17 protein-coding genes are annotated in these 25808 nt (G+C 65.3%); 9 read left to right on the top strand and 8 right to left on the bottom strand.

Annotated features, from left to right (window positions below):
• Positions 1 to 27: 27 nt before the first annotated feature.
• From aauR to ACX0MV_RS00440, 7 genes are all read right to left on the bottom strand, one after another.
• Entirely contained in the window at positions 28 to 1353 is a 1326-nt protein-coding gene (aauR, locus tag ACX0MV_RS00470; protein WP_458980523.1) for a two-component response regulator AauR, read from the bottom strand.
• A complete protein-coding gene (locus tag ACX0MV_RS00465) occupies positions 1337 to 3265 on the bottom strand; it encodes a sensor histidine kinase (RefSeq protein ID WP_458980522.1) in 1929 nt (642 codons plus the stop codon). The genes aauR and ACX0MV_RS00465 overlap by 17 nt, the downstream gene beginning before the upstream one ends.
• A 133-nt stretch (positions 3266 to 3398) precedes the next feature.
• Entirely contained in the window at positions 3399 to 4133 is a 735-nt protein-coding gene (locus ACX0MV_RS00460) for an amino acid ABC transporter ATP-binding protein (protein WP_458980521.1), read from the bottom strand.
• Entirely contained in the window at positions 4130 to 4798 is a 669-nt protein-coding gene (locus ACX0MV_RS00455) for an amino acid ABC transporter permease (protein WP_458980520.1), read from the bottom strand. The genes ACX0MV_RS00460 and ACX0MV_RS00455 overlap by 4 nt, the downstream gene beginning before the upstream one ends.
• Positions 4795 to 5541: an amino acid ABC transporter permease gene (locus ACX0MV_RS00450; protein WP_458980519.1), complete on the bottom strand. Its 747-nt coding sequence runs from the start codon at positions 5539 to 5541 to the stop codon at positions 4795 to 4797. Before ACX0MV_RS00450 ends, ACX0MV_RS00455 begins: the two co-directional genes overlap by 4 nt.
• Positions 5542 to 5771: 230 nt before the next feature.
• Complete coding sequence (locus tag ACX0MV_RS00445) at positions 5772 to 6680, bottom strand: glutamate/aspartate ABC transporter substrate-binding protein (protein ID WP_458980518.1); 909 nt, start codon at positions 6678 to 6680, stop codon at positions 5772 to 5774.
• Positions 6681 to 6975: 295 nt separating this feature from the next.
• A complete protein-coding gene (locus ACX0MV_RS00440; RefSeq protein WP_458980517.1) occupies positions 6976 to 7401 on the bottom strand; it encodes a VOC family protein in 426 nt (141 codons plus the stop codon).
• Between the two features lie 144 nt (positions 7402 to 7545).
• On the opposite strand from ACX0MV_RS00440, the gene ACX0MV_RS00435 reads away from it, so the two are divergent.
• Complete coding sequence (locus ACX0MV_RS00435; RefSeq protein ID WP_458980516.1) at positions 7546 to 8430, top strand: LysR family transcriptional regulator; 885 nt, start codon at positions 7546 to 7548, stop codon at positions 8428 to 8430.
• Between the two features lie 13 nt (positions 8431 to 8443).
• On the opposite strand, the gene ACX0MV_RS00430 is transcribed toward ACX0MV_RS00435, so the two are convergent.
• Positions 8444 to 10087: a Na/Pi cotransporter family protein gene (locus ACX0MV_RS00430; RefSeq protein ID WP_458980515.1), complete on the bottom strand. Its 1644-nt coding sequence runs from the start codon at positions 10085 to 10087 to the stop codon at positions 8444 to 8446.
• 242 nt (positions 10088 to 10329) lie between these two features.
• On the opposite strand from ACX0MV_RS00430, the gene ACX0MV_RS00425 reads away from it, so the two are divergent.
• The 8 genes from ACX0MV_RS00425 (at position 10330) to ACX0MV_RS00390 (ending at position 25792) form a co-directional block, all read left to right on the top strand.
• On the top strand, positions 10330 to 11043 hold the full coding sequence (locus ACX0MV_RS00425; protein WP_458980514.1) for a hypothetical protein: 714 nt from the start codon (positions 10330 to 10332) through the stop codon (positions 11041 to 11043).
• Positions 11044 to 11143: 100 nt separating this feature from the next.
• Complete coding sequence (gene recC / locus ACX0MV_RS00420) at positions 11144 to 14518, top strand: exodeoxyribonuclease V subunit gamma (RefSeq protein WP_458980513.1); 3375 nt, start codon at positions 11144 to 11146, stop codon at positions 14516 to 14518.
• Complete coding sequence (recB, locus tag ACX0MV_RS00415; RefSeq protein ID WP_458980512.1) at positions 14515 to 18123, top strand: exodeoxyribonuclease V subunit beta; 3609 nt, start codon at positions 14515 to 14517, stop codon at positions 18121 to 18123. The genes recC and recB overlap by 4 nt, the downstream gene beginning before the upstream one ends.
• A 403-nt stretch (positions 18124 to 18526) precedes the next feature.
• Positions 18527 to 20386 carry an exodeoxyribonuclease V subunit alpha gene (gene recD, locus ACX0MV_RS00410; RefSeq protein ID WP_458980511.1) on the top strand — a complete coding sequence of 620 codons (1860 nt, stop codon included), beginning with the start codon at positions 18527 to 18529 and terminating at the stop codon, positions 20384 to 20386.
• A 179-nt stretch (positions 20387 to 20565) separates the two neighbouring features.
• Positions 20566 to 21324, top strand: coding sequence for a PspA/IM30 family protein (locus ACX0MV_RS00405; RefSeq protein WP_458980510.1), 759 nt, complete (start codon positions 20566 to 20568; stop codon positions 21322 to 21324).
• A gap of 99 nt (positions 21325 to 21423) precedes the next feature.
• Complete coding sequence (locus ACX0MV_RS00400) at positions 21424 to 23070, top strand: AAA family ATPase (protein WP_458980509.1); 1647 nt, start codon at positions 21424 to 21426, stop codon at positions 23068 to 23070.
• The gene (locus tag ACX0MV_RS00395) at positions 23067 to 23921 is read left to right on the top strand and encodes a hypothetical protein (protein ID WP_458980508.1); all 855 of its coding nucleotides are present in this window, start codon (positions 23067 to 23069) and stop codon (positions 23919 to 23921) included. Before ACX0MV_RS00400 ends, ACX0MV_RS00395 begins: the two co-directional genes overlap by 4 nt.
• Positions 23922 to 24112: 191 nt before the next feature.
• Entirely contained in the window at positions 24113 to 25792 is a 1680-nt protein-coding gene (locus ACX0MV_RS00390) for a phosphate ABC transporter substrate-binding/OmpA family protein (RefSeq protein ID WP_458980507.1), read from the top strand.
• Positions 25793 to 25808: the final 16 nt, after the last annotated feature.

Here is a 25808-nt window from a genome sequence, read left to right as displayed (position 1 = left end):
CCATTCGCTCTGCCTGCTGAACCGTGGCTATTGCAGCCCGTACTTCTTCACCTTGTCGAACAGCGTGGTCTTGGCCATGCCCAGCGCCTGGCTGGCCTGGCTGAGATTGCCGCCGTGGCGTTCCAGCGCATCGACCAGCAGCGTACGTTCGAAGGCTTCCACCGCTTCGGCGAAACCGGGGCCATTGCCCTCGCTGGCCAGACCGCTTTTCTTGAACACCGGCAGGCCGAGGGCGAAGCGTTCGGCGACGTTGCGCAGCTCGCGCACATTGCCTGGCCAGTCGTGGGCCATCAGCGCGGCGAGGGTCTGCCGGTCCAGTACGGGTGGCGCGCGATCGAAGCGCAGCGCCGACAACTGCAGGAAATGCTCGAATAGCAGGGCGATGTCTTCGCGGCGCTCGCGCAGCGGCGGCAGCTCCAGGGTGACCACGTTGAGCCGGTAGTAGAGGTCGCTGCGAAACCGTCCCTGTTTGCTCTGCTCGTCCAGGTCCGACTTGGTCGCCGCGATCACCCGCGCATCCACCGCCACGCTCTGGTTCGAGCCGAGGCGCTCGAGGCTGTGTTCCTGCAACACCCGCAGCAATTTGATCTGCAGATTGAGCGGCATGCTCTCGACCTCGTCGAGAAACAGCGTGCCGCCGTCGGCGTGTTCGATCTTGCCAATCCGCCGCTTGCCGGCGCCGGTGAAGGCATGGGCTTCATGGCCGAAGATCTCGCTCTCGAACAGGTTTTCCGGCAGGCCGCCGCAATTGAGCGCGACGAATGGCTTGGGCTGGCGCCGGCTGAAATCATGCAGGCAGCGCGCGACCAGTTCCTTGCCGGTGCCGGTTTCGCCCTCGATCAGCACATTGGCCGAGGTGTCGGCGACATTGGCGATCAGCTCGCGCAGCTGCTGCATTGCTGGCGAGCGCCCGATCAGGCGCTGCTCCAGCGCCTGGCGCCCGGCCAGCTGGCGGCGCAGCGAGCTGACCTCACGGGCCAGGCTGCGCTGCTCCAGAGCACGGCGGGTGACCTCGACCAGGCGCTCCGGGGAGAAGGGTTTTTCCATGAAATCGTAGGCACCGTCGCGCATGGCGTTGACCGCCATGCTGATGTCGCCATGGCCGGTTATCAGCACCACCGGCAGGCTGGGGTCGCGTTGCTTGAGGCGGGTCAGCAGTTCCAGGCCATCGATGCCGGGCAGGCGGATATCGCTGACGACGATGCCGGCGAAATCCGCACCGATGCGCTGCAGCGCTTCTTCGGCGCTGCCGACGCCTTCACTGGCAATATCTTCCAGCGCCAGCGCCTGTTGGCAGCCGAGCAGTACATGGGGATCGTCCTCGACGATCAGGACGCTAAGCGGGTCGTTCATGCGCGCTGTTCTCGCGGCTGGGGTCGGCTTTGGGCAGGCTCAGTTCGAAGGCGGTGCCGCCTTCCTCGGGGTGTTGCACGGTCAGGCTGCCGGCGGCCGCGGCGGCCAGGCTGGCGGACAGGGTCAGGCCCAGGCCGAGGCCTTTTTCGCCCGGTTTGGTGGTGAAGAACGGCTCGAACAGGTGCACCCGCGCCGCCGGGGCAATGCCAGGGCCATTGTCGCGCACGCTCAGCAGGTAGCGTTCGCCCTGGTCCCGGCCGCTGAGCCAGAGCTGCCGGTCGGCCTGGTCGCTCATGGCGTCCAGGGCATTGGCGATCAGGTTGACCAGAATCTGCTCCAGGCGCGTCTGGTCGATGGCCAGGCGCACATCGGCCTGGGCGTCTGGATAGTCGCGGTGAATCTGCAGGGCGATGGAGTCGGTGCGCGGTTGCAACAGCAGCAGGGCGGCCTCGACCGCCTGGGTCAGGCTGGCTTCGCCGCGGTCGCCTTCGCGACGGGCGAAGGCGCGCAGGCTGCCGGTGATCTTGCCCATGCGATCGACCAGTTCGTTAATCGTGTGCAGGTTGGTGCTGGCCACGTCGAGGGCGCCGCGAGCGAGGAAGCGCACGGTATTGCCGGACAGCGTGCGCAACGCGGCCAGGGGCTGGTTGAGTTCGTGGGCAATGCTCGTCGACATCTGCCCGATCACCGCCAGCTTGCCGGCTTGCACCAGCTCGTCCTGGGCCTGGCGCAGGGTGGTTTCAGCCTGCTTGCGCTCGCGAATCTCGGCTTTCAGGCGCTCGTTGCTGGCCTGCAGGTCGGCGGTGCGTTCGGCGATCTTGCGCTCCAGCTCGTCGTTGGCCTGCTGCAGCGCTTCACGCGCGGCGAGGCGGGTGGCAATCATCCTGCGCCGCTGGTTAAGTGCCAGGCCGAGGAAGATCAGCAGCGCACAGGCTGCCGCGGCGAGCATGCCGTGGCTCATGGCGGCGCGGTGCTGATCCTGCAGGGGTGTCAGCAACGTCAGGTGCCAGGGGGTGTCGTCCAGCGGGCGGGTTTGCGCCAGGTAGTCGATCCGGCCGCTGGCCTGTTCGCCGCTTTCATTGGCAGCGAAGCTGACCTGCTCGATGCCGGCGCCGAGGGATCGGCGCGCCAGTGGTTGCAGTTCCTCCAGCGCCCACCAGTGGTATTGCAGGCTGCGCGCCAGGCGCTCGCGGGTATTCGGCCCCAGCGGGTGGATGGCCTTGAGCCGCCGCGCCGGATTGCTGGAGAGGATGATGATGCCGTTCTCGTCGCTGACGTAAGCCTCCAGCTGCGCGCGCTGCCAGCGCTGCTCGAGGGCATCGAGGCGCACCTTGACCACGGCCACACCGATGATCTGCTCGCCGCTCTTGAGGCCATGGGCAATGTAGTAGCCCGGCTCGCCGGTGGTGCTGCCGATGCCGTAGAAGCGCCCCGGTTTGCCTTGCATGGCGTCCTGGAAATAGGCGCGGAACGACAGGTCCTCGCCGAGAAAGCTGCTCGGCTCGCGCCAGTTGCTGGTGGCGACCACCCGCCCGGTCGTGTCGAGCACATAGGTGGCCAGGCTGCCGCTGCGCTGGTTGAGGCCTTCGAGGTAATCGTTGACCTGCTGACGGCGGTAGGCGGTCGAGGTCTGCACCAGGCGGCGCACGTTGTAGTCCAGCTCGAGCAGGCTGGGCAGGTAGGTGTACTTGCTGATCTCGCTTTCCACCGCACGGGCATTGAGCTCGAGCTGGCGTTCGCCATTCTCGGCCAGTGCGCGGATGCCGAACGCCTTGCTGAAGTGATAACCGGCATAGCCGCAGGCCAGCACCGCCAGGAGCATCAGCAGGGTCAACAGCAGGGTACGAGCGAGGCGCGGTTTCACGGTCAGGGCGGGCGGCACGGCGCGAAGGCTGGCGATGTGGCATTGCATCACAGTCGTTCCTTGCTGGCCAGGTGCGCGGGCGGGTGGTTGTTGCTCTGGTCGCGCACCATTAGCGTTGGCATTAATCGCACCGGATGCACAGTGCCGCGGTGCCATGAGGTGCGCATAGCGCACCCTGGCATCAATGCTGAAGGATCTTCGCGAGGAACTGCTGGGCTCGCTCCGAGCGCGCCGAGACGTCGCCGAAGAACGCTTCCTTCGGGCAGTCCTCGACGATCTGGCCGGCGTCCATGAAGATCACCCGGTCGGCGACCTTGCGCGCGAAGCCCATCTCGTGGGTCACGCACATCATGGTCATACCTTCCTGGGCCAGCTGCACCATCACGTCGAGCACCTCGTTGACCATCTCCGGATCGAGCGCCGAGGTGGGTTCGTCGAACAGCATCACCACCGGGTCCATCGCCAGCGCGCGGGCAATCGCGACGCGCTGCTGCTGGCCGCCGGACAGCTGGCCAGGATGCTTGTGGGCGTGTTCCTTGAGGCCGACGCGGTCGAGCAGTGCTAGGCCCTTCTCGGTGGCTTCCTGCTTGCTGCGGCCAAGCACCTTGATCTGCGCGATGGTCAGGTTTTCGGTGATGGTCAGGTGCGGGAACAGCTCGAAATGCTGGAACACCATGCCGACCCGCGAACGCAGCTTGGGCAGGTTGGTCTTGCTCGCCGCGATCGAGGTGCCGTCGACCACGATGTCGCCCTTCTGGAACGGCTCCAGCGCATTGACGCACTTGATCAGGGTCGACTTGCCCGAGCCGGACGGCCCGCACACCACCACCACTTCGCCTTTCTTCACCTCGGTGCTGCACTCGGTCAGCACCTGGAAGTCCCCGTACCACTTGTTGACGTTATTGATCGAGATCATACGGCTAACCTTCTTTGCAGATGCTTGACCAGCAGCGAGGCGGCGAAGCTGATTGTGAAATAGACCAGGCCGGCAAAAATCAGAAACTCGTGGGCCTGACCGATGATGTCGCCGCGCGAGCGCGCAGCATTGAGGAAGTCCATCAACCCCACGGTGTACACCAGCGAGGTGTCCTGAAACAGGATGATGCTTTGCTGCAGCAGCAGCGGGGTCATCTTGCGAAACGCCTGGGGCAGGATGATCAGGCGCATGGTCTGCGGGTAGTTCATCCCGAGCGCCTGCGCCGCGCCCATCTGGCCCTTGGGAATGGCCTGGATGCCGGCGCGGACGATCTCGCAGAAGTACGCCGCCTCGAACATGATGAACGCCACCAGGCACGAGGTGAACGCACCGATCGGGGTGTCCTCGCCGGTGATCCAGCGCAGGATGAACGGCACCGCGAAGTAGAACCAGGTGATCACCAGCAACAACGGGATGGAGCGGAAGTAATTAACGTAGGTCGCGGCCACGTTGGCCAGCAGCTTGTTGTGCGACAGCCGCATCATCGCCAGCAGCGTGCCGAGCACGACGCCGCCGAGCACGCCCAGCGCCATCAGCTGCAGGGTCATCGCCATGCCATCCCAGAGCCCTGGCAGGGCCGGTACGATTGCACTGAAATCCATCATTTGCCTCCTACGGAAATCAGGCCCGGTACGGCGACCTTGCGCTCGATGACGCGCATCAGCAGCATCAGGCTCATGTTCAGGGTGAAGTAGATCAGCGTCGCCAGGGTGAAGGCTTCAAACAGGTTGGCGCTGAATTCGGCGGTCTGCTTGGTCTGCGCCAGCAGCTCCATCAGGCCGATCAGCGAGGCTACCGAGGAGTTCTTGAAGATGTTCAGGAACTCGCTGGTAAGCGGCGGAATGATGATCCGGTAGGCCTGGGGCAGCAGCACGTTGCTGTAGATCTGCGGCAGGCGAAAACCCATGGCGTAGGCCGCTGCGGTCTGGCCCTTGGGCAGCGCCTGGATACCGGTGCGCACCTGCTCGCAGACCCGCGCCGCGGTGAACAGACCAAGACAAACCACAACCGACAGATAAGCCGAGGTCGCCGGGTTCAAGTCCTGCTTGAACCACATCTCCAGCGGCTCGGGCAGCAGGTCGGGGACCAGGAAGTACCAGAGAAACAGCTGCACCAGCAGTGGCACGTTGCGGAAGATTTCCACATAGACGGTGGCGATGCCGGAGATCCAGCGGTTCGGCACCGTGCGCATCACGCCGAGCAGCGAGCCCAGCAGCAGCGCGATGATCCAGCCGACCACGGCGATGGCGATGGTCCAGCCCAGGCCGGTGAGAAACCAGTCCAGGTAGATCTCGCTGCCAATGCCGGTGGACTTGAAGAAAATGCCCCAGTCCCAGGTGTAAGTCATTGGGTGGTTCTCTCAGTAGAAGTGGCGGTCACGCAGGCAACGGCAACGCACACCCAGCCACGCTGGACGGCACTGCAAGCCTTCGAATTCGAGAGAGGGGAAGCGCAGCTTCCCCGGGAATCCCCGCACACGCCGCGCCTTGTGGGCACGCCGCGGCATCACCTTGCCGTCACGGCCCCCGCCCGTAGCGGCCGTTTCGGGCCGTGCGGACGAACACCGTGGATCGGCGGTTAAATCTGTTCTGCAGATTTATCGGTGGGGTTGGCGATCAGCTTTTTCAGCTCATCGCTCATGGGGAAATTGAGGTTGAGGTTCTTCGGCGGAATCGGCTGCATGAACCACTTGTCGTAGATGGCCGTGATGTCGCCGGACTTGAAGGTCGCACTGATGGCGCCGTCGACTACCTGTTTGAACGCCGGGTCGCCCTTGCGCATCATGCAGCCGTAGATCTCGAACGATTGCGGCTTGCCGACCACTGCCCAGTCGTCGGGGTTCTTGGCCTTGGCCATTTCACCGTAGAGCAGCGCGTCGTCCATCATGAAGGCCACCGCGCGGCCGGATTCGAGCATCAGGAACGACTCGCCATGGTCCTTGGCCGAGATGATGTTCATGCCCATTTTCTGCTCGGCATTCATGATCTTCAGCAGACGCTCGGAGGTGGTGCCGGCGGTGGTCACCACGTTCTTGCCATTGAGGTCGGCGAAGCCATCGACGCCGGCGGTTTTCTTCGCCAGCAGGCGGGTGCCGACCTCGAAGATGCCGACCGAGAAATCGACCTGACGCTGACGCTCGATGTTGTTGGTGGTGGAGCCACACTCGAGGTCGACGGTGCCGTTCTGCACCAGCGGGATGCGCGTCTGCGAGGTGACCAGGTTGTAGCGCACCTTGAGGTCCGGCATGCCCAGTTCCTGCTTGATCGCCTCGACCACTTTCATCTGCAGGTCGTGGGAGTAGCCCACCGGCTGCTGTGGGTTGTCGCCGAAATAGGAAAACGGGATGGAGGCGTCACGGTGGCCCAGGGTGATGGTGCCGGAATCTTTGATCTTTTTCAGGGTGCCGGTCAGTTCGCTGGCCAGAACCGGGGTGGCGAACAGCGCGGCGGCAACGGCGACGCTCAGGGCACGGGAGACAATACGCATGAATCAATTCCTCGATGTTGTTGTTATTGGCAGGTGACTGCGGGGCAGTTACCGCTCTGTCTGGGAAGGGCTATCGCATTCCTGCAGGAGAGAGAGCAGGTTGCATGCCAGCCTTTTCAGTTGCCGATCGAGTGATTCAAGCTATTGAAATATATAGGAAATCCTAAATCATGGATGAGTTGTAAACAGCATTTGCGTTCGGGATGACGGCCAACAGCCGATCAGTCGTTCGGTTTTCCGAACAACTGATCGGCTGTGCAGGGTCAGGCGCTCGTAACGGGCCGCTCGCGCTGACCTACTTGGCGAACAGCTGGCTGATGTCCTTGAACGCCTTGAACTCCAGGGCATTGCCGCAGGGATCGAGTAGGAACAGCGTCGCCTGCTCGCCGACCTGCCCCTCGAAGCGGATGTAGGGCTCGATCACGAAGGCGGTGCCCTTGGCTTTCAGGCGCGCAGCCAGGGTCTGCCAATCGTCCCAGCCGAGCACCACACCAAAATGCGGCACCGGTACGTTGTGGCCATCGACCGGGTTGCTGTGCGCGTCGATCTGGGTCGCGGTCTTCGGGCTCTGGTGGATCACCAACTGATGACCGAAGAAGTCGTAATCGATCCAATGGTCGCTGCTGCGCCCCTCGGCGCAACCGAACACATGACCGTAAAAATGCCGGCAGGCTTCGAGGTCGTAGACCGGAATGGCTAGGTGAAAAGGTGTGAGTGCCATGGCAATGCTCCTTGGAAACCTGTTTGTGCGCGGTATCAAAACCGATTCTTGTACCTGTTCAGCGATTCTCAGCAACAATGAAGTTGGTTAAAAGCGCATATTCTTTCTGTCACTCACAAATAAAATTGATCAATCGAGGCGCTGATGCTGCGTGAGCTGAAAACCTTCGTCATGGTCGCCCGTCACGGCACTTTTGCTGCCGCTGGCCAGCATGTCGGCCTAACTCAATCGGCCGTCAGCGCGCAGATGCGCGTGCTCGAACACGGCCTTGGCGTGCGCCTGTTCGAGCGCAGCGGGCGTTCCGCGGTGCTCAATGCCGCCGGCCGACATGCGCTGCCGCTGGCCGAACAGATGCTCGCGCTCTACGCGCAGATGGCGCTGCCCACGTCCGCCGCCGAGTGGCAGGGCGAATTGCGCATCGGCGCAATCGCCACGGTGCAGACCGGGCTGTTGCCCGAGGCCTTGCCGCGCTTTCGCACCGCCGCGCCGCGGGTCGAGCTGAAGCTGGTGCCGGGTGTGTCGTTGCAGCTGTTGAGCCAGGTGGACGCGGGGGAAATCGACCTGGCGCTGATGATCAAACCACCGTTCGAGCTGCCCAAGGAGTTGCTGCAGATCAGCCTGAGCCGCGAGCCCTTCGTGCTGATCGCACCCCTGAATGTCGCCGGTGACGAGCCGCTGCAGCTACTTGCCGAGCAACCATTCGTGCGCTACGACCGCCGCTCGTTTGGCGGTCGGCGGGTCAGCCAGTTTCTCCATGAGCAGCGCCTGAGCGTGCGCGATGCGCTGGAGCTGGACGAACTGGAAGCCATCGTGCGCATGGTCGAATGCGGCCTCGGCGTATCGCTGATCCCGCGTGCCGGCCTGTGGTTGCAGCGGCCGACGCAATTGCGGGTGATCGAGCTGGGGCCGCTGGTGTTCCACCGCGAGCTGGTGGCGGTGCTGCGCCGTGCGCAACGCCAACCGGCGTTGGAATGCCTGCTGGAATGCCTGCAACAGGCCCGCGCGCCCCTTGAGGTAGGCGCGGGTTGACCTGCCGCCGCGGTTATTCGCCGCCGATTTCCTCGTGCAGGGCGCCGCTTTCGCCGGCCTCCAGCACCACGTAGGCGCTGCTGCAGAACAGCGAGTTGAGCCGCTTCATGTCGCCGATCAGTTCCAGGTGCAGGGAACTGGTTTCGATGCTCTGCACCACCTGATGATGCAGCCGGCCGACGTGGGCGTGGGCCATGCGCCGTTCCTGGGCGCGAAAGCGGCGCTTCTCGCGGAGCAGCTGACGCGCGCTTTCCTTGTCGCCAGACAGGAACACCGAAAGCCCCAGGCGCAGGTTGGCCATCAACTGGTCATGCAAGCTGGCCAGTTCCTCCAGGCCGCTGTCGGAAAACGAATGGCGTTGCGCGGTCTTCTGGTCCTGCACCTTGGCGAGCATGCGTTCGACGATGTCGCCGGCCTGCTCGAGGTTAACTGCCAGTTCGATGATTTCGGCCCAGCGCCGGCTGTCGTGCTCGCTGAGGACGTCGCGCTGCACCTGAGCCAGGTACAGCTTGACCGCGCTGTAGAGGGCATCGACATCGTCGTCCAGGCGCCGCAGTTCGCTGCTCGAGGCCGGGTGATTGCCGCGCAGCACTTCCAGCAGCTGGCTGAGCATGGTTTCGACCAGGTCGCCGATGCGCAGGGTTTCGCGCACCGCATTGGCCAGCGCCAGGCTCGGCGTCGCCAGCGCGGTGGGGTCGAGGTGGCGCGGGCGAGCGATGCCGTTTGCTTCGGCGCGATCCGGCAGCAGCCAGTTGCAGAAGCGCGCCATGACGCCGACCGTGGGCAGCATCAGCAAGCAGCGCAGGCTGTTGTAGAGCAGGTGGAAGGCGATCACCAGTTCCTCGGGGCGCCACTTGAGGCCGTCCAGCCAGGCCACTAGCGGGTCGAGCAGTGGGATCACCAGCAACAAGCCGATCACCTTGTACAGCAGGCTGCCGAGCGCGACCCGGCGTCCGGCCGGGGTTTGCAGGCTGCTATTGAGAAACGCCAGCACGCCGCTGCCGATATTCGCGCCTATCACCAGGCCGATCGCCACCGGCAGGCTGATCAGCCCTGCGCCGGTCAGGGTCGCGGTAAGCAGCACGGCGGCCAGGCTGGAGTAGGAAATCAGCGCGAACAGCGCGCCGACCAACGCATCCAGCAGCAGGTCGCCGGTCAGTGAAGCGAACAGCACCTGGATACCGCGTGTCTGGGTAATCGGCGTGGCGGCCGCGACTATCAGCTCCAGCGCCAGCAGCATCAGGCCCAGGCCGATGGCCACCCGACCGAGCTGGCCGGCGCGGGTCTGCTTGCGCGAAAGGAAGAAGATCACCCCGAGAAAGATCAGCAGCGGCGACAGCCAGCTCAGGTCGAGGGTCAGTACGCGGGCCATCAGCGCGGTGCCCACATCGGCGCCAAGCATGATCGCCAGCGCCGGGGTCAGCGCCATCAGGCCCTGGGCGACAAAGGAGGTGACCAGCAGCGCGGTGGCGTTGCTGCTCTGCACCAGGGCGGTCACGCCGATGCCGGCGGCAAACGCCAGTGGCCGCTTGCTGACGTTGTGGCTGAGTACCTTGCGCAGGTGCGAGCCGTACACCCGCAGGATGCCGGTACGGACGATGTGGGTGCCCCAGATCAGCAGAGCAATGGCGGACAGCAGATTGAGCAGGGTGAGCATGTGGCTTCCTGGCGATAGCGAGTCGATCAGGCAGGCGGGTCATTGCTGGCCGCTTGCCTCGACGATGTCGCGGGGGCTTCTAACTTCAGTAAAGCCCGTATCGATGGTTCCTGCTTGTCAGGACGTCGCGCAAGCTTCCGCCCAACGGCGTGGACAGCGCCCCAGGTCTGACTAGGGTTGCTGCAGGGGACATCGGTCTTCGGCGTTCGCGGCCGCTAGCCGCCTGCTACAGGGAGGTGAAAATGCACAGGTTCTTTTCCCGTCTGTTGCTCCTGGTCGCGCTGTTGGCGGTTGCGGCCTGCGGTACCCGCGAAGTGACCATCGAGCGCAGCGCCGAACGGGTCGGCACCAAGATTTCCCATTACGGCGACCGCTTCGGCGTGTGCTGGCCGTTCGAGCTGGACCGCACCACGACGGGCACCTCACCGCCGCTGGGCGAGGCGGGCGAGGTACTCGCCGGCTTCCACAACCACGTCAAACGCGGGCAGACCTGCCACACCCAGGACAGCAGCGCCTACCAAGGCCTGTTCTTCTTCGACCTCAGCGACCTGCGCGGCGACCTGGTGGTGAGCGCGACCCTGCGCCTGGAGCGGCGCAACACGCCGGTGATGATCAATATCGAGCGCCGGGTGCCGAGCGGGGTCATTCGCGAGACGCACTGTGCCCTGCGTTTGCGCATTGCCACCGAGCCGCTGGGCGCGGGCACCACGTTCGGCGAGGTGGCCGCCCTCAACCTGCGGCGAGCGGGGCCGCAGCAAGACCACGGGACGGTCGCCATTGGTATTGGGGTTACCCGCGAGGTGCAGCAATGGGTGCACGGCCGGCGGGAAAATTTCGGTTTCGTCCTCGGCCCGGCCGAGGGTGCGGTCGACAAGAACGAAAACACCTGCACTGGCTACTGGTTCAACCCGCGTCTGGAAATCCGTGTGCTGCGCGGTGCCGGCCGCGAACCCTGAGTCGCGCAGGGCGAGTCGGTGCTGAATGCCGTGGCGGGACGCTGCGGCGTATCGGCCCGAGCTGTTACCCTACGCGGACTGTCCGGACCCGGCTCGCCCGATGCTCACTCTCTACCACGCCCCCGATCTGGAAACCCTTGGCGAACTGGCCACCGCGCTACTCGCAACCCCGGCGCGCGAGCCGTTCGCGCCCGCTCTGGTGGTGGTGCCAAGCCAGGGCATGGGCCGCTGGCTGACGCTGCAACTGGCGCGCAAGCAGGGCATCGCCATGCAGTTGGACGTGCAGTTGCCGGCCCGTTTCGTCTGGGACCTGTCGCGCCTGGTGCTCGGCCAGTTGCCGGAACAGTCGGCATTCACCCCTAGCACCCTCAGCTGGCGCCTCTACGACTGGTTGTGCGAACCGCAGAATCTGGCCGAAGCCCCGCGCCTCGACCACTACCTGAGCGGTGGCGACGAGCGTCGGCGGTTGTCCCTGGCGGCGAAGATCGCCGACGTGTTCGACCAGTACCTGCTGTACCGCGACGACTGGCTGGCCGCCTGGGAGCGCAACGAACTGCTCGACCTCGGCGCGGACGAAGCCTGGCAGGCGCTGCTCTGGCGCGAACTGACCCGCGACGGCCACCCGCACCGCGCGCGTCTGCTCGACGACCTGCTGCGGCGGCTGTACCAGGACGCGGCCATCGCCGACCTGCCGGAACGGGTGCTGGTGTTTGGCGTGAGCAGCCTGCCGGCCCACCATCTACGGGTGCTGGAAGCCTTAGCCCGGCACACCCAGGTGGTGATCTTCGCGCTCAACCCGTGTCGCGAAGCCTGGGGCGAGATCCGCGACATCCGCGAGCTGGCCAGGCAATCGTTCAGCGCGCGGATGGACAGCGGCGCGAGCGCAACAGCGTTGCCGCCATCCGCTGCCGATGACTGGTACCTCGACGTCGGCCATCCGCTGCTGGCCAGTCTGGGCAAACAGGGCCGCGACTTTTTCGACAGCCTGTTCGCCCTGGCGTCCAGCGAAGGCAGCCAGGAAATCGGCCTGTATTCCGAGGACCAGGACCTGCACGACAGCAGCCTGCTGCAGGCCCTGCAGAACGACATCCTGTGCCTGCGCACCCGCCTGCCGGACGAGCGCATGGTGCTGCGCGAGGACGACCGCTCGCTGGAAGTGCATATCGCCCATTCGCCGCTGCGCGAAGTGGAAATCCTTCACGATCAACTGCTCGCCCGCTTTGCCGCCGACCCGCAATTGACCCCCGATCAGGTGGTGGTGCTGACCCCGGATATCGAGCGCTATGCGCCCTACATCGAGGCGGTCTTCGCCAAATCGGGCGGTGCCCGCGATGGCGGCGCGAGGTCGGCGACGCCGTACATTCCCTTCAGCCTGGCGGACCGCAGCCTGCGCGCGGAAATCCCGTTGATCGAGGCGTTTCTCAACCTGCTGGCGCTGCCGGATAGCCGCTTCGCCGCCGAGGAAATCCTCGCCTGGCTGGAGCAGCCGGCCATCGCCAGCCAGGCCGGGATCGAGCGCGAAGATGTGCCGCTGCTGCGCGACTGGCTGCATGCCGCCGGCGTGCGCTGGGGGCGTGATGCGCAGCACCGGCAGCAGCTCGGTTTGCCTGCCGACGCCGCCTACACCTGGCGCCAGGGCCTGGATCGTTTGCTGTTGGGGTTTGCCGCGCCGCCACAGCTGGCCGGCGAGCAGGCGCCGCTGCTGGGCGATAGCTGGCCGCTGGATGCGTTGGAAGGCGGCCGCGGCCAGTTGCTGGGGCGCCTGGCCGCGTTCGTCGAGCGCCTGACGACCCTGGCGACCGAAATGCAGCGCCCGCGCAGCCTCGCCGAGTGGGCGCAGACGCTGCAGGGGATGATCGACAGCCTGTTCGACGAGCGCGAAGCGGGCGATACCCTGTTGCTGCTGTCGAAAGCCTGCGCCGCCCTGGCGGAACAGGCGACGGCAGCCGGCATCGAAAGGCCGCTGGAGCTCGCGCTGATCCGCCAGCAACTGACCGCCGTGCTGGAGCAGGGCAGCGGCGCTTCGGGCTTTCTCACCGGCGCGGTGACCTTCTGCACCATGGTGCCGATGCGCAGCTTGCCGTTCCGCCTGGTCTGCCTGCTCGGCCTCGACGACGGCGCGCTGCCGCGGCGCACCCCAGCGGTCGGCTTCGACCTGATCAGCCAGAAGCCGCGCCGGGGCGACCGCGCGCGACGTCTGGACGACCGTTACCTGCTGCTGGAAACCCTGCTCTCGGCGCGCGGCGGCCTGTACCTCAGCTACGTCGGCCGCGACCCGCGCGACAACGCCGTATTGCCGCCGTCGGTATTGATCAGCGAGCTGCTGGAAGCCGTCGATATGACCGCCGTGCGTCGGCCCGATCCCGTCACGTCAGTGCTCGACGCGGCCGCCGGCAAGGCCAGCGCGCAGCTGTTGATCGCCCATCCGCTGCAACCCTTCGCCCCCGGCAATTTCGCCGGCGGCAAGCATGCCGGGTTCGCCGCATCCTGGTTCAGCGCCGCCGAGCGCCTGGCTGCGCCACCGGAGCTGAACCCGCACGCATTCGTCGAGCGGCTGCCGGCGCCGGATGACGACTGGCTGCAGATCGAACCGGCGCAGCTGCTGCTGTGCTTTCGCCATCCGGCACGGTTTCTCCTCGAGCAGCGCCTGGGCCTGCGTCTGGCCGATGCCGAGGAGGCCATCGCGCTGGATGAGCCCTTCGCCCTCGAAGGCCCGGCGCGCCGCGGTCTGCGCCGTCTGACTCTGGATGCGATGGAGCGCGGCTGGTCGGAGGCAGACGAACGGCGGATTGCCCGCGCCGCTGGCTGGCTGCCGTCCGGTGAGCTAGGCCAGGCGCTGTGGGGCAAGTTGCGCGGCCCGGTGCGGGCGTTCGCGCCGCGGCTGTTCGAGGCCCGCCCGCAGGAGGTTGCCCAGCCGCTGCTGGTCGATGTGCAACTGGCCGGCGTGCACGTCTATGGCTGGCTTGATGGCGTGACCGCCAGCGGATTGTTCGACTGGCGTCTTTACGCGCCGGGCGCCTGGGACTTACCGGGATTCTGGCTGCGTCACCTGCTGCTCAACCTCAGCGCCACGCCGGGCATCGCCCGCGACAGCCTGCTGATTTCGCCAGCCGGCGACTGGCAACTGGCGCCGCTGGCCAACCCCGCCGAGCTGCTGCACGCCTGGCTCAGTGCCTACCGCGACGCCCTGTGCACGCCGCTGCCGCTGCTACCGCGCAGCAGCTATGAGTTCGCCAAGGCGTTGCTGCTGCCCAGCGCGCGCAGCAAGAAGGAACCACTGGACGCCGCCCGCAGCGCCGCGCAACTCGCCTGGCTCGGCGCCGACTTCAGCCCGATCCCCGGCGAATCCCAGGACCCCTGGCACGCCCTGGCCTTTCGCGACCGCGAACCGCTGGGCGAGCGCTTCGAGCAACTCGCCGAACAACTGCTCGGCCCGGCCCTGCTAGCCCTGGCGGCGGACGAGGATGACGCATGAGCCTCGACCTGCAAAGCTCGCCCTTCAATGGCCGCTCGCTGATCGAGGCGAGCGCCGGTACCGGCAAGACCTGGACCCTGACTGCGCTCTATGCGCGCCTGTTGCTGGAGCGCCAGCTCAGCGTCAGTCAGATTCTGGTGGTCACCTACACCACCGCGGCCACCGCCGAGTTGCGCGAGCGGATTCGCGAGCGCCTGGCCGAGTTGCTCGGGCTGTATGACGGCGTGACGAGTCACGACGAGTTCCTTAACCAGCTCCATCAACGCCATCCGGGGCCCGAGGCGCGTCGGCGGCTGTTGCTGGCGGTGCATGGCTTTGACGAGGCGGCGATCTTCACCATCCACGGCTTCTGTCAGCGCGCTCTGCAGGATGCTGCGTTCGAGGCCGGCGGCGACTTCGACAGCGAGCTGACCCAGGACGACCGCGAGGTCATCGACGCGCTGCTCGGCGATGCCTGGCGGCATGAACTGGCCACTGCCGATCCGGTGTGGGCGCGCTTTCTCGCCAAGCACAAGATCACTCCGGCATCGCTGCGCCAGCGCCTGCGCGGGCATCTGGGCAAGCCGTACCTGCGGGTCGAACCGCGCGAGGCGCTGGCGGGCAACGACCTGGACGCGGTCGAACGGGCCTGGGCCCATGCCGCACGCCTGTGGCAGCAGGCGGGTGCCGAGTGGATCGCCGAACTGCACGGCCACGGCGGCCTCAGCCAGTCGACGCACAAGCTGAGCAAGCTGTCGCTGTGGCTGGCGGAGCTGGACGCCTATTTCGCTGACCCCGCGGCGTTGTTCGACGCGCCCGCGGCCCTCGATAAACTCGGCGTGGCGGCCGTGGCCAAGGCCTGCAAGAAAGGCCACCAAGCGCCGGTGTGCGAGCTGGCCCACGCGCTGGATGCGCTGGCTGCGGCGCTGACCGAGGCGCTACCCGCCGGGCAGCAGCGGCTGATTGCACTGCAGGTGCGCCTGCTCGACCAGCTCAACGCCGAGCTGCCTACGCGCAAGGCGGCGCAACGCCTGCTGGCCTTCGATGACCTGCTCAATCGACTCAACGAGGCGCTGCACGGGCCGGCCGGCGAAGACCTGGCGGCGACCCTGCGCACGCAGTACCCGCTGGCGCTGATCGACGAATTCCAGGACACCGATCCGGTGCAGTACGAGATATTCGATCGGATCTACCCCGCTTCTGCGGGCGAAGCGAGCGGCTTGCTGGCGACGAACGCCGCCAGCGAGTCGCCCAGTAGCCCGGGTGGTGATCTGTGCTTTGTCGGCGACCCCAAGCAGGCGATCTACGCCTTTCGCGGCGCCGATCTGGCGACCTACCTCAAGGCGCGCGACGCTGCGGCACGCCGCTACGACCTGCCGTTCAACTACCGCTCCACGCCTGAGCTGATTGCCGCACTCAACCAACTGTTCGACCGGCCGCAACCCTTCGCCGAAGACGGCCTGGAGTACCCGCCGGTCCGTGCCGGCAAGAAGGCCCGGGCGAATCTGGTGTTGCCGGCGCTGCAGGATCAGGACGCTCCGCTGGCATTGGTCTGGCTTGGCGACGAAGGCCTGAACAAGGCCCGCGCCGCCGAGCTGGCGGCGCGGGATACGGCTCAGCGGATTGCCGCATTGCTGGTCGCCAGCACTGAGGGCCAGGCGTATTTCGATCAGGACGGGCAGCGCACCCCGTTGAAGGGTGGCGACATCGCCGTGCTGGTCGCCAGCCATCGCGAGGCCGCCAGCGTTGCCGCCGAGCTGGCGGCGCGCGGTGTGCCCAGCGTGCGCCGTGGTCGCGACAGTGTCTGGCACAGCGAGGAAGCTGCCGAGCTTGCTGCGGTGCTTGCCGCCTATGCCGAACCGGGGCGCGAGGGCGTGCTGCGGTATGCCTTGGCCACCCGTCTGCTCGGCCGTGATGCCTTGCAGCTGGCGCTGTGCCAGGACGATCAGAAAGCCTGGGACGACGAGCGCGAGGCCGCCGAGCGTTACCACCAGCTGTGGCAGCAGCAGGGCTTTATGCGCGCCTTTCGCGCCTGGCTCGACGAGCAGCAGGTCGCCGAGCGGCTGTTGCAGCGCATTGATGGCGAGCGGCGCCTGACCAACCTGCTGCACCTCGCCGAGCTGCTGCAGCAGGAAAGCCTGCAGCGCCCGGGCCTGGAGTCGCTGCTGGCCTGGCTCAATGCCCAGCGCGCCAGCGAAGGCGCCGGCGACGATGCATTGCTGCGCCTGGAAAGCGATGCCGAGCGGGTGCAGATCGTCACCATCCACACCTCGAAAGGTCTGGAATACCCGCTGGTGTTCTGCCCGTTCCTGTGGGACGGCAAGCTGCTCGGCAAATTCACCGACAGCGCCCGTTGTCACGCCGAAGACGGCCAGCCGCTGCTCGACTTCGGCAGCGCGCAGCTGCCCGAGCGTTTGCAGCAGGCGCGCCGCGAGGCGTTCGCGGAGAAACTGCGGCTGACCTATGTCGCCCTGACCCGCGCGCGGGATCGGCTGTGGCTGCATTGGGGGCCGGTGGCGGTGCCGAAACCGGCGCAAAAAAGCCGCGAGCTGGCCGACGAAGGCTTGCACAGCAGCGCCCTGGCCTGGCTGCTGCACGGCCGCGAACTGCCCGGTGCCGACGCCCTGGCTGAGCTGGCCGGGCACCTGTGCGAGAAGCCCGGCGTGGTCCTGGCTGCGGAGCTCGATCGGTTGGCGGCGAGCAGCCACTCGATGATCGCCCGGGTCGACATGCTGCGCCGCGAGGCCAGCGTCGACGGCGAATACCGCGCAACACCCCCCGCAATCCTGCAGCAGTTTCGCCGCACGCTGCATAGCGCCTGGCGGATTGGCAGCTTCTCCGGCCTGGCGGCCGGCATGCACATGGAGGCACCGGACCGCGACGGCCTGGTGCTGCCCAATGCCAGCGAGCCGGGTGGTGGTTTCTTCGCCTTCCCCCGCGGCGCGCGAGCCGGTACCTGCCTGCATGCGATTCTTGAAGACTGGGCGCGGGGCAAGGGCGCCCTGGAAGAGCTGGTGCAGCCGGGGCTGGTGGGGCACGGCATCAGCAGCGACTGGTATGACGTCGCGCTCGCTCAGCTGCAACAGGTGATCGACTGTGACCTCGACGGCGCCGGCCTGACACTTGCCAGCCTCGCGGCCGCGCGGCGTTTGCCGGAGCTGGGCTTTACCTTCCCGGTGGCCAACCTCGATGTGCAGCGCCTGCGCGCCATCCTGGTCGACCCGGCATACGGCCTGGCGGCGCCGATGCGCGAGGCAGCCGCGCACCTGGAGTTCGACAGCCTCAACGGTTTCCTCAAAGGCTTTATCGACCTGACGTTCGAGCACCAAGGGCGCTGGTACATCGCCGACTACAAGTCCAACTGGCTCGGCCCGGACGCCAGCTATTACGGCGGCGAGTGGCTGATCCAGGCCCTGGCCGGCGAACACTATTACCTGCAATACCTGATCTACCTGGTGGCGCTGCGGCGCTTCCTGCGCCAACGCCTGGTCGAATTCGACGGCAGCCAGCTCGGCGGCGCCTATTACCTGTTCCTGCGCGGCATGCCCAGCGCCGGGGTGTACTTCGCGCGACCGGATGACAGCCTGCTGGATGCGCTGGATACCTTGTTCGAGGAGGGCAAATAATGGGATGCCGCCCCTTGCTGGGTATCGCTGCGCTCAACCCAACCTACGAGCGGGTCATGGGATCGACGGTAGCTCGGGGTAGCAGCGGTCTCGACCGCGATCCAGGTGTCGCCGAAATGTCGCGGCCAAGGCCGCTCCTACATTCGACGGTGATCGGTTGGGTAGGGTGGATGATGCTCTTTTCATCCACCATCGCTATCGGTGGATGGGTAAAGCGTCATCCACCCTACGGTCTGCTTCGTAGCCCGGATGCAATCCGGCAGCGATCTTCGCGACACCTGACCAATTCCCCGACATACATCCCCGCGGGCTGGCTACACGTAGGGTGCGCCGTGCGCACCACCCCGTTGGTTGATGGTGCGCACGGCCTAGGCGGCCCCGCGGCACCCTACGGGGGTTGTCTATGAACCTCGCCGATCTCCCTCTCGGTCCGCTGGAGCGCGCCCTGGTCGACAGCTTGCAACGGCTCGACCCTGACGCCGAGCCGCTGGTGCTGGCCTCGGCAGCGCTGCTCTGTGCGGCGCTGGACAAGGGCGATGTCTGCCTGCCGCTGGCGTGCCTGGCCGGGCAGCGACCCTGGCCGGAACAGCCGTTCAAACTGCCGACCCTGGCCGACTGGCGCCGGCAATTGCAGGCCAGCCGCCTGGTGGGCGGTGCCGAGTCGTTCGCGGCGATGACCCTCGAAGGCGAACGCCTGTATCTGGCGCGTTATGCAGCCTATGAACGTCAACTCGCCGAGCAATTGCTGGCTCGCGCGCTCGACTTACCGGCAATTGACGAGGCGCAGCTGAGCGAAAGCCTGGCCCGGCTGTTTTCATTCAACACGCAACAGCCGGATTGGCAACGCCTGGCCGCCGCCCAGGCGGTGCGGCGCAGGGTGGCGATCATTTCCGGCGGGCCTGGGACTGGCAAAACCACCACGGTGGTGCGCCTGCTCGCCGCGTTGCTGGAGCAGCGGGGCGGCCATCCGTCTGACGGCGAGCGCGCGAGCGGCGCGCCACTGGCCATCGGCCTGGCCGCACCTACCGGCAAGGCGGCGGCGCGCATGGCCGAAGCGATCCGCACTGCCAAGGCCGATCTGCCGGTGAGCGAGGCGGTTAAGGCTGCGCTGCCAGAGGAAGCGCGCACCTTGCACCGCCTGCTCGGCAGCCGTGGCGACAGCCCGCAGGTGCGTCACCATGCCGGCAATCCGCTGGCGCTGGATGTGCTGGTGGTGGACGAAGCGTCGATGGTCGACCTGGCATTGATGGCCAAGCTGGTCGATGCGCTGCCACCCGGCGCTCGCCTGATCCTGCTTGGCGACAAGGATCAGCTGGCGGCCGTGGAAGCCGGTGCGGTGTTCGCCGAACTCTGCGAGGGCCGCGGTTTCGATGCTCAGGCCGCCGCCGACCTGCAGCGCATCACCGGCCAGCACGTGCCGATCGCACAAGCGACCTCACAGCTGGGCGATGCCGTGGTGCTGCTGACCCACAGCCACCGTTTCGCTGGCGACAGCGGCATCGGCGAGCTGGCGCGGCGGATCAACAGTGGCGATGCAGCGGGCACTCTAGAGCTGCTGAATCAGGGCCGGCCCGATCTGACCTGGAATGCCACGCCTGCACCGCTGGATTTGCTTGACCGGCTTGAGCAGGGTTACTCGACCTATCTGATCGCGGCCCGAAGCGGAAACCCGCAGGCGGCGTTCGCGGCCTTCAATCGCTTTCGCGTACTGACTGCCCAGCGCGAGGGCGTGTGGGGCGTCAGCGGCCTCAACGAAGCCCTGGAAGCGCGTTTCAAACGCAGCGAGCGCCTGGCCAGCCGTGAGCGCTGGTACGTCGGTCGTCCGGTGATGGTGCGGCAGAACGACTACGCCCAGGGATTGTTCAACGGTGATATCGGCCTCTGCCTGAACACCGAGTTCGGCCTGCGGGTGTTTTTTGAAGGAGAGGGCGACGCCGGCTACCGCCCTTTTGCCCCGGCGCGCCTGCCCAGCCACGACTGCGCCTTCGCCATGACGGTGCACAAGAGCCAGGGCTCGGAATTTGGCGAAGTGCTGCTGGTGCTGCCCGAACAACCCAGCCCGCTGCTGACCCGCAGCCTGTTTTACACCGGCATCACCCGCGCCAAACACAAGGTGGAGATCTGGGGACTACCGGCGCGCCTGAGCGAAGCGGTCACCACTCGAGCGGAGCGGGCGGCCGGGTTGGCCGAGCGGCTGGCGATCGCGGCGGAACCTGTGGCAGGTGCCGCTGCGGATTCGAGCGATCAACTGTCGCTGTTCTAGTGTTTCAATGCCCGCCCATGTATGCGTGCTTCTCACGTCATGCCGCCCGTGCATAGGCGTCATTTCGCACAAATACGCTTCAAGGTTGCATCCGGGCGGCCGCTCGCCAAGAATGCTCGAGCCTGCCTGGTGCTAAGGCCGGTAATCGATGGATTGTCCGCAAACTGCAAGGAGTCACCATGTTGTTCGCCCGCCTCAGCAATATCTTCAAAGGCATCCTTTCCCTGTTCATCAAGGACCTTGAGCGAAAAAACCCGGAAGCCTTGCTGGAGTTGGAGCAGGAAAATCTGCGCAAGCAGATCGCCAACTTCAATCAGGGCCTGGCGGCCCATGCCGGCTTGGCCGAGCGGCTTATGAGCCAGGTGCGCAAGCAGGAAACCGAGGAGCGCGAGCTGCATGCCCGCACCACCGCCCATCTGCGTGCCGGCAACAAGTCGGCGGCTGCGCAGAACGCCCTGCGTTTGCAGACCCTGGTGCGCGAGCTGGAAGAGAACCGCCGTCAGTTGGTCCAGGCCGAAGAGACCTACCAGAACCTGACCAAGGCCCGCGAAGTGGCCGTGGCCGCGGCGCGCAGTAAGATCGAAGCGCTGAAAGGCGCGATCAACGATATGCGCATGAAGACCGCCATGGCCGAAATGAACGAGATGGCTGCTGGCATGGTGAGCACCATCGGCGGCTCCGGCGATACGCTCAACCGGCTGCACGAGATGGTTGAGGAAGAGCGCACCAAGGCTGCCGGCCGCGCGCGAATGGCCCGCGACTCGATGGACATGAGCGAGGTGAATCTCAAGGAAGCGCAAATGGATGCCTTGGCTGACCAGGCGCTGGCCGATTTCGCTGCCAAGGAAGGGATCAGCCTGCCGGATCAGCCAGTCAGCACCGAGGCCGTAACGACCAATCGCAGCATGGGCAGCACGCCACAGTCTGAGGGTCAGTAGTTCACCTGCGTGGTGTGCTGAACAACCGGGCGCGCCGCGCTCAACGCCACGATTCGGATCAGCTCAGGCGGCGATGTACTTATAAAAGGGAACCGAATGATGAGGGAACATGCAGCACCTGCCTGGCTTAACGAGCTGCGCCTGGCCTATGAAAGCGGCGCCCACGGCCAGTTCGTCCTGTACGGCAATGTTGCCGACCGTTTTCCGCTAGATGGCGAGTTGGTCGGGCTGACCCGTTACCTCGATGCCAAGCTGCTCGGCACTTTCGATCTGGTGTTTCTTTACGATCCCGGCAACGGCCTCAGCGTGCTGCGTGGTGGTGATCTTTTCGGCCAATGGCCGGTCGCTGAAAAACTTCAGCCCTGGCCCCATGAGCCGCGCGAAGCGGTGGAGCTGGTCAGCCGTTATTTGCGTTATCGCGCCAATCTGCAGGCCCTCAGCCGTGGTGACAATCAACATGTGGCCGTTATCGTGCGTGGCGCCGAGCAGATCCTGCCGGCCAGCCGCCAAGGTGACTTTGCAACGGCCAGCCTTGCCAGCCTGGTACGCGATTGGGCGGCGGAGCCACCGTTCAGCAATATGGCCTTTGCCAGCCTGTTGATCGCCGACAACCTCAACGACCTGCATCCGCTGGTCGCGGGCAACCCGCGTATCGACCGGGTGCAGGTGCCGCTACCGGATGCCGCCAGCCTCGGCCAATGCCTGGCGCAACTGTGCATCGATCATCCCGCCGCCTTTACCGCCGACGACAGTGGCACGGTGCAAGCGCTCGCCGGGGTCAGCCTCAGTGCCCTGGCCAGCCTGGTCAAACGCCGTGCTCATGAAGGCAAGGTGCTCGGCGCCCAGGACTGGATCGAGGCCAAGAAAGCGCTGGTGGAAACCGATAGCTCGGGGCTGGTCGAGTTCATCGAGTCCAAGCGCACCCTGGATGACTATCACGCCCAGGAGGCGCTGAAGGTCTGGCTGCGCCAGGACATGGCGCTTTGGCAGGCGGCAGATCTGCGGGCGCTGCCCAAGGGGTATCTCTTCTGTGGCCCGGTGGGCACCGGCAAGACGTATCTGGTCGAGTGCCTGGCTGGCGAAGCCGGCGTGCCGGTGGTCAAGTTGAAGAACTTCCGTGATCGCTGGGTGGGTTCCAGCGAAGGCAATCTTGAAAAGATCTTTCGTCTGATCCGTGGCCTGGGCCGCTGCATCGTGTTTGTCGACGAAGCCGACCAGACCCTCGGCAAGCGCGACGGCGGCAGCGGCGACAGTGGTCTGTCCGGGCGTCTCTATTCGATGATCGCCCAGGAAATGGGCGACGCCGACAACCGCGGCAAGGTGATCTGGGTGCTGGCCTCGTCGCGTCCCGATCTGATCGAGGTCGACCTCAAGCGGCCTGGCCGGGTCGATGTGAAGATTCCACTGTTGCCGACCACTACCGTCGAAGAAAGCGCCGCGCTGATCAGGGCGCTGCTCAAGCGCTTCGATCTTGCCCTGGAACTCAAGGAACTCCTGACGCTGCCACTGCCGTTGCTGCTCACGCCTGGCGCTGCCGAAGCGCTGGCAGTCAAGGTATACCGTCAGGTGCGTACCGCGCAGATGGCGCCTTTGGCGGCGCTTGCCTATTGCCTCCAAGGCTACCAACCGCCGGTGTCCGAGCACGTGTTGCGTCTGCAAATGGGCATCGCCATCCAGGAGGCCACGGACATGGCGTTCGTCCCTGAATCCTTGCGCCCCCTCGCTCAAGAGGTCGCTGCACCATGAGTGTCGCGCGTTACCTGCGGGCGGCTTTCAACGCGCGCCCTCTCGGTATGCCGCTCCCGCCAAATTGGTTCGGTCTTGCCGCGTTCGGGTTGCTCGGCGTTTTCGTCAGCCCCGGTTTTTGGCTGCTGGGCATTGGCTTGGAAGTGGCTTACCTGATGCTGCTGGCAAGCAACCCAGGCTTTCGCCGCACGGTAGACGCGGAAACGGTGCAACCCGATGCTGCAGAACACCGCTATGACGCCACTCTGGCCTTGCTCGACGAGGCGCAGCGAGCCCGTCAGCGCGCGATCGAGACACGTGCTCGAGAGGTCTTGCAGCTGCTTTCCCGCTCGCCATTGATGGAATCCCACGCCAACGCTCTGGAACAGCTGGTCTGGCTCAACCTGCAACTGCTGGTCGCCGGACAGGCGCTCGCCGTGGTGGCGGACACTGCGGCTCGCGAGAGTGGCGAATTGCAAAAGCAGGAAGATCAGATCGACCTGCGCTTAGGAACGGCCGAATTGAACGATGAGTTACGCCGCAGCCTGGAACAGCAGAAACAGGTGATAGACGCGCGTCAGGCCGCCCACGCCGAAGGCCTGCGGCGCAAGGAGCATGTCGATGCTGAGCTGCAACGCATCGAACAGCAGATCGCCTTGATCCGTGAACAAACTCTGCTCGCCACCGACGAGGAGCAGATAGGCGTGGCGCTGAACGCGCTGACCTCCTCGTTCAACGAAGCCAGCCGCTGGCTCAATAGCCAACGCGACCTGCTCGGCGTGCTCGAACTCAACGAACCACAGGCTTTGCCGCGTTATGTGCTGCAAGGCCAGGGCGAAAAGCCGGCTCACGGCGAATCGCTACGCCAGTAATATCGCTGTGTAGGGTGGATGACGCTTTTTTCATCCACCACCGTTATTGGTGGATGGATGAAGCGTCAGCTACGCGCCCCGATCCACCCTACGATGCAGACCGAATGCCGGATGAAATCCGGGCAATGGTTTAGCGAATGAACACTTTTGATTGGCGGGCCGCTGGCTCGCATCCGACAGGGAGATGCGTCATGTATTTAGTCACACCTAGGGCGCGCCAGCATGGCAACGCTGCCGGCAAGTTACTGACCATTGTGCTGGTGCTTGGCCTGCTTGGTTTGGGCGCCTGGCTGGTCAGCAAGGACATGCTCAAAGAAGGCGACAGCGTACTGAATGGTTTGCCTGCCAGCCTGGGGGTCGCGGCTGTACCCGAACCCATCGAGCCGGTATCGGGTACGCCGACGCTGCAATCGGCCGCGCCTTATGAAATGAAGAACAACATCGTCGACATCGACATGAGCGAGTACGCCGGTTATGGCGGCTTGATCGTAGCCAACGGTGGTATGGCGCCCAATCCCGAGTCGTTCTTCGCCAAGCAGTATGGTTTTCAGGTGCGCCTGACCAAAGGCGAGAGCGAAGAATGGTCGGCGCTGAATAACGGTCAGATGGCCGCCGTCGCGACCACTGCGGATGTGTTGGCCGTTCTTGGTCGTCAGTTCGAGGTCACGGTGCCGGCGCAGATTGCGTTCTCGCGCGGGGCCGATCAGGTCGTCGTCGACAGCGGCATTGCGAGCGTCAATCAGCTCAAGGGCAAGGTGCTCGCTGCGACGCAGTTCAACGAAAGTGAATTTTTCATTCGCTATCTGGCGTCCGAAGCCGGCTTGCCGGTCAAGGTCTTACGCGACCTAGATAGCCGTCCGGGCCCTAACGAGCTGGGCCTGGTGTTCTACGAGGACGCCTTTATCGCCTGCGATGCTTACGCCGCAGAGTTGGGGGGCGAGGGGCGTCTGAATGGCTGTGTCGGTTGGTCGCCGCGCACCGATCAGGCGGTTGCCGAGTCGGCCGGTGCTGCGAAGATGCTGGTGTCCAACCGCAACCTGCTGGTGGTGGCGGACATTCTGGTGGTCAACAAGGGCTTCGCCACTGCACATCCGGAAATCGTCAAAGGCTTGGTGCATGGCCTGCTGGAAGGCAACCGCCTGCTGCGTGACGATCCCACGACCCATGCCGACACGGTGGCTAAAGCTTTCGGCTGGACCCAGGCGGAGACGCTCGACGAACTGAGCAAGGTGCACCTGAGCAACCTGCCGGAGAACCTCGCGTTTTTTGATGGCAGTATCGACTCGGCCGGTTCCTTTCAAGGCATCTTCCAATCATCGGTACTGGCTTACGGTTCGGTAATTCGCAACGCAGCTGACCCGGCACGTTTCGCCGACTTGCAGCACCTCAAGGCGCTGGACGCCAGTGGTCAGTTCAAGGGCCAGAGCATCGCCATCGCACCGATTCGCACCAGCGGCAAGGTTGCTCTTGAAGGCGATGCACTGCTGAGCAAGGATATTCGGTTCTTCTTCGAGGCCAACTCCGCCGAGCTGGATAAACAGGCCAAGGCCAACCAAGACTATCTGGATACCATCAAGAAATTCCTGCAGGTCAGCCCTGGCTCCATCGTACTGCTGCGCGGGCACGTGGATAACGCCATGGTCGGCGAATTCGAACGCCAGGGCGGACCCGCGCTGCTGCGTAGCATGGCGTTGAAGGCGATGGAGTTGTCACGTCAACGCACCCTGGCGGTCAAAGAGGCATTGCTGGCGCGCCACCCGACGATAGCCGAGGATCGCATCGAATTGGTTGGGCGCGGCTGGGAAGAGCCGCTCGGTCAAGACAGCGAACAGAATCGCCGGGTCGAGGTACAGTGGTTCACCCTGGAGTAAACAGGTGACGCCGTCG

The sequence above is a fragment of the Pseudomonas cistanchae genome (assembly GCF_054483635.1).
This window is presented reverse-complemented; position numbering and strand designations above follow the sequence as displayed.

Bases quoted from the DNA above. Each gene is read 5' to 3' on its own strand.
- aauR (WP_458980523.1), bottom strand. From the start codon at position 1,353: ATGAACGACCCGCTTAGCGTCCTGATCGTCGAGGACGATCCCCATGTA.
- ACX0MV_RS00465 (WP_458980522.1), bottom strand. From the start codon at position 3,265: ATGCAATGCCACATCGCCAGCCTTCGCGCCGTGCCGCCCGCCCTGACC.
- ACX0MV_RS00460 (WP_458980521.1), bottom strand. From the start codon at position 4,133: ATGATCTCGATCAATAACGTCAACAAGTGGTACGGGGACTTCCAGGTG.
- ACX0MV_RS00455 (WP_458980520.1), bottom strand. From the start codon at position 4,798: ATGATGGATTTCAGTGCAATCGTACCGGCCCTGCCAGGGCTCTGGGAT.
- ACX0MV_RS00450 (WP_458980519.1), bottom strand. From the start codon at position 5,541: ATGACTTACACCTGGGACTGGGGCATTTTCTTCAAGTCCACCGGCATT.
- ACX0MV_RS00445 (WP_458980518.1), bottom strand. From the start codon at position 6,680: ATGCGTATTGTCTCCCGTGCCCTGAGCGTCGCCGTTGCCGCCGCGCTG.
- ACX0MV_RS00440 (WP_458980517.1), bottom strand. From the start codon at position 7,401: ATGGCACTCACACCTTTTCACCTAGCCATTCCGGTCTACGACCTCGAA.
- ACX0MV_RS00435 (WP_458980516.1), top strand. From the start codon at position 7,546: ATGCTGCGTGAGCTGAAAACCTTCGTCATGGTCGCCCGTCACGGCACT.
- ACX0MV_RS00430 (WP_458980515.1), bottom strand. From the start codon at position 10,087: ATGCTCACCCTGCTCAATCTGCTGTCCGCCATTGCTCTGCTGATCTGG.
- ACX0MV_RS00425 (WP_458980514.1), top strand. From the start codon at position 10,330: ATGCACAGGTTCTTTTCCCGTCTGTTGCTCCTGGTCGCGCTGTTGGCG.
- recC (WP_458980513.1), top strand. From the start codon at position 11,144: ATGCTCACTCTCTACCACGCCCCCGATCTGGAAACCCTTGGCGAACTG.
- recB (WP_458980512.1), top strand. From the start codon at position 14,515: ATGAGCCTCGACCTGCAAAGCTCGCCCTTCAATGGCCGCTCGCTGATC.
- recD (WP_458980511.1), top strand. From the start codon at position 18,527: ATGAACCTCGCCGATCTCCCTCTCGGTCCGCTGGAGCGCGCCCTGGTC.
- ACX0MV_RS00405 (WP_458980510.1), top strand. From the start codon at position 20,566: ATGTTGTTCGCCCGCCTCAGCAATATCTTCAAAGGCATCCTTTCCCTG.
- ACX0MV_RS00400 (WP_458980509.1), top strand. From the start codon at position 21,424: ATGAGGGAACATGCAGCACCTGCCTGGCTTAACGAGCTGCGCCTGGCC.
- ACX0MV_RS00395 (WP_458980508.1), top strand. From the start codon at position 23,067: ATGAGTGTCGCGCGTTACCTGCGGGCGGCTTTCAACGCGCGCCCTCTC.
- ACX0MV_RS00390 (WP_458980507.1), top strand. From the start codon at position 24,113: ATGTATTTAGTCACACCTAGGGCGCGCCAGCATGGCAACGCTGCCGGC.